Origin of the sequence: Acetobacter pasteurianus subsp. pasteurianus LMG 1262 = NBRC 106471 (assembly GCF_000285275.1) — a bacterium.
Lineage (GTDB): Bacteria > Pseudomonadota > Alphaproteobacteria > Acetobacterales > Acetobacteraceae > Acetobacter > Acetobacter pasteurianus.
In genome coordinates this window covers 1-2,010 of record NZ_CADO01000141.1, presented here as the reverse complement: position 1 = coordinate 2,010, position 2,010 = coordinate 1, and the positions used below count along the sequence as shown (strand labels likewise).

Below are 2,010 nucleotides of genomic sequence, written 5' to 3'. Positions count from 1 at the left end.
GGACATCGGGAGATAACCGGCGTTCCGCAGGGTCGCGTCAAATCGGTCAAACAGTCTTTCAATGGCACCCGCCTGTGTCAAACGCTTTTGACACAGCCAGACCGTTTTGGCATCCGGCACGCGGTCCGACAGCCCCAATCAACGCCGAAGAAACAGCTCAGAGCCAAAGGGTTTTTCGAACCCTCAATCGGTTGTCCGTTTCCGACCACGCCGGTTCGCAGGGGGCATCAGAGGCGCTATGCGCTCCCATTCCTCATCTGTCAGATCAGACGGATAGCGTTTCGTCTTGCGTGTAATTCCGGCCATGCGGCCTCGTTGTGCTGGCGTCCACATCCTGCCTTTGAAGCACGCTCAAAACCTCTTGAAAACCTATCATAGCGAATTTCCAAAAGGGCTCTTATACGTTGCCGAGCAACCATGAACTACGCCTGCGTGTATGGAACTGGTTTCGGCGTGCGGTAACATCTGCAAAACTTACGGATGTTACCAGTTATGGTACAGCGCATGGTTTTCGTGGCCGTGGGCAGCCGGGCATGAGCGGCCAGACAGGTTTTTCATTGGAATACGGTTTAAGCCAGAAATGGGTGCTGGCCATGGATCTTGCGCGAGATTGGTCCAATGGATCCACGCTACGCGGGCATGATAGCAATGGTAATTACATTCATAAAACAGGAACAGCCGGAACGGATTGGCAGATTGCGCCTGCATTTGAATACAACTGGAACCCACGCTGGGGCGTTATTGTAGGTTCAGCATTCTATTTTGCGGGGCATAACAAGAGTATTCAGGTTTCACCACAGTTTGCAGTCAACGCCATGTTCTGAAAATAGGTGGAACTCTCATAAAACAGTGAAATTTGGGAGTTCCTTTAGTGTTTTAAAAATACGATTATAAAGACCTGACTCATATGGTCTGACATTGTTGTACCTCTTAATCATTTCGTCATAAAGGACAATATTACCGCGGCCTATTGCAATGAGCTATAATACTGACGGCGCTTCAGAAATGGTTCGTGCATGCATTCGCCTTCGAATGATCTAGTGGTCAGGTAGGAGATGATCGTATTCAGCCAGATTACATTGATATCGCTATTTCCTCCATCGTAGAGGGGGGCTATGCTGATGCCTTCAGAATATTCGGTTTTTTTAATTAGAGATATTTGAGTCCGAGTTGGTTTTTCACCATGCAATTCACATTTGATACAATCCTGTTTCTCATATCGAGCGCATTTGTGGCTGGTGGGATAGATGCTCTTGCGGGTGGGGGCGGTCTTGTGACAATTCCCGCTTTGATGGCGGCTGGTATCCCACCTGTTTCGGCTCTTGCCACCAATAAACTACAAAGCACGATTGGGACCTCTTCGGCTTTTCTGACCTTTTTGAGGGCAGGGCATGTCGATATCAGACAATTTGTTTTGCCAGCCATAGGAGCTTTCCTGGGAGCGCTTGCAGGCGCAACGGTCGTACAATTTGTAAATCCTATCTTTTTATCAGCAATTGTACCGCTTTTGTTAATCGGAATGGCTGCTTATTTTCTACTGGCACCTCCCTTGAGTGGGGAAGATCGCCACGCTCGCCTTGGACGTATGGGGATTACACTATGTATGACCAGCATAGGATTTTATGATGGTTTTTTTGGTCCTGGTACGGGATCATTCCTAACAACTGTCTTGGTTGCTTTTGCTGGCCTTGGATTAGTTCGTGCAATTGCAAATACCAAATTTATCAATCTTTTAACCAATGTCGCGGGTCTTACGGCCATGATTGTTGGCGGAAAGGTATTATGGATGCTCGGATTTGGAATGGCAGGAGCAAATATTCTTGGAAACCAGGTCGGAGCATGGTTGGCAATCAGATATGGCGGCAAAGGTATCCGACCTCTGCTGGTTATTATGTCCTTGGCCCTTACGGTCAAGCTTCTTGCCAATCCCGATAATCCATTGTGGAAAATGTTCTAACCTTAGAGCCCTTTTGGAAATTCGCTATGATATGTTTTCAAGAGGTTTTGAGC

1 protein-coding gene and 3 pseudogenes are annotated in these 2,010 nt (G+C 47.7%); 2 read left to right on the top strand and 2 right to left on the bottom strand.

The features are described from left to right. Both APA10_RS15045 and APA10_RS14815 read right to left on the bottom strand, forming a co-directional pair. Window positions 1–138: pseudogene (locus APA10_RS15045) on the bottom strand (IS5/IS1182 family transposase); the annotation flags it as partial. A gap of 57 nt (window positions 139–195) precedes the next feature. After that, window positions 196–333: pseudogene (locus APA10_RS14815) on the bottom strand (transposase); the annotation flags it as partial. Between the two features lie 53 nt (window positions 334–386). Here APA10_RS14815 and APA10_RS14235 point away from each other — a divergent pair. Together APA10_RS14235 and APA10_RS14230 are read left to right on the top strand one after the other, a co-directional pair. Beyond that, window positions 387–824 (top strand): annotated as a pseudogene (locus APA10_RS14235) (hypothetical protein); the annotation flags it as partial. A gap of 359 nt (window positions 825–1,183) precedes the next feature. Next, on the top strand, window positions 1,184–1,957 hold the full coding sequence (locus APA10_RS14230; protein ID WP_003631418.1) for a TSUP family transporter: 774 nt from the start codon (window positions 1,184–1,186) through the stop codon (window positions 1,955–1,957). The last annotated feature ends 53 nt before the right edge of the window (window positions 1,958–2,010 follow it).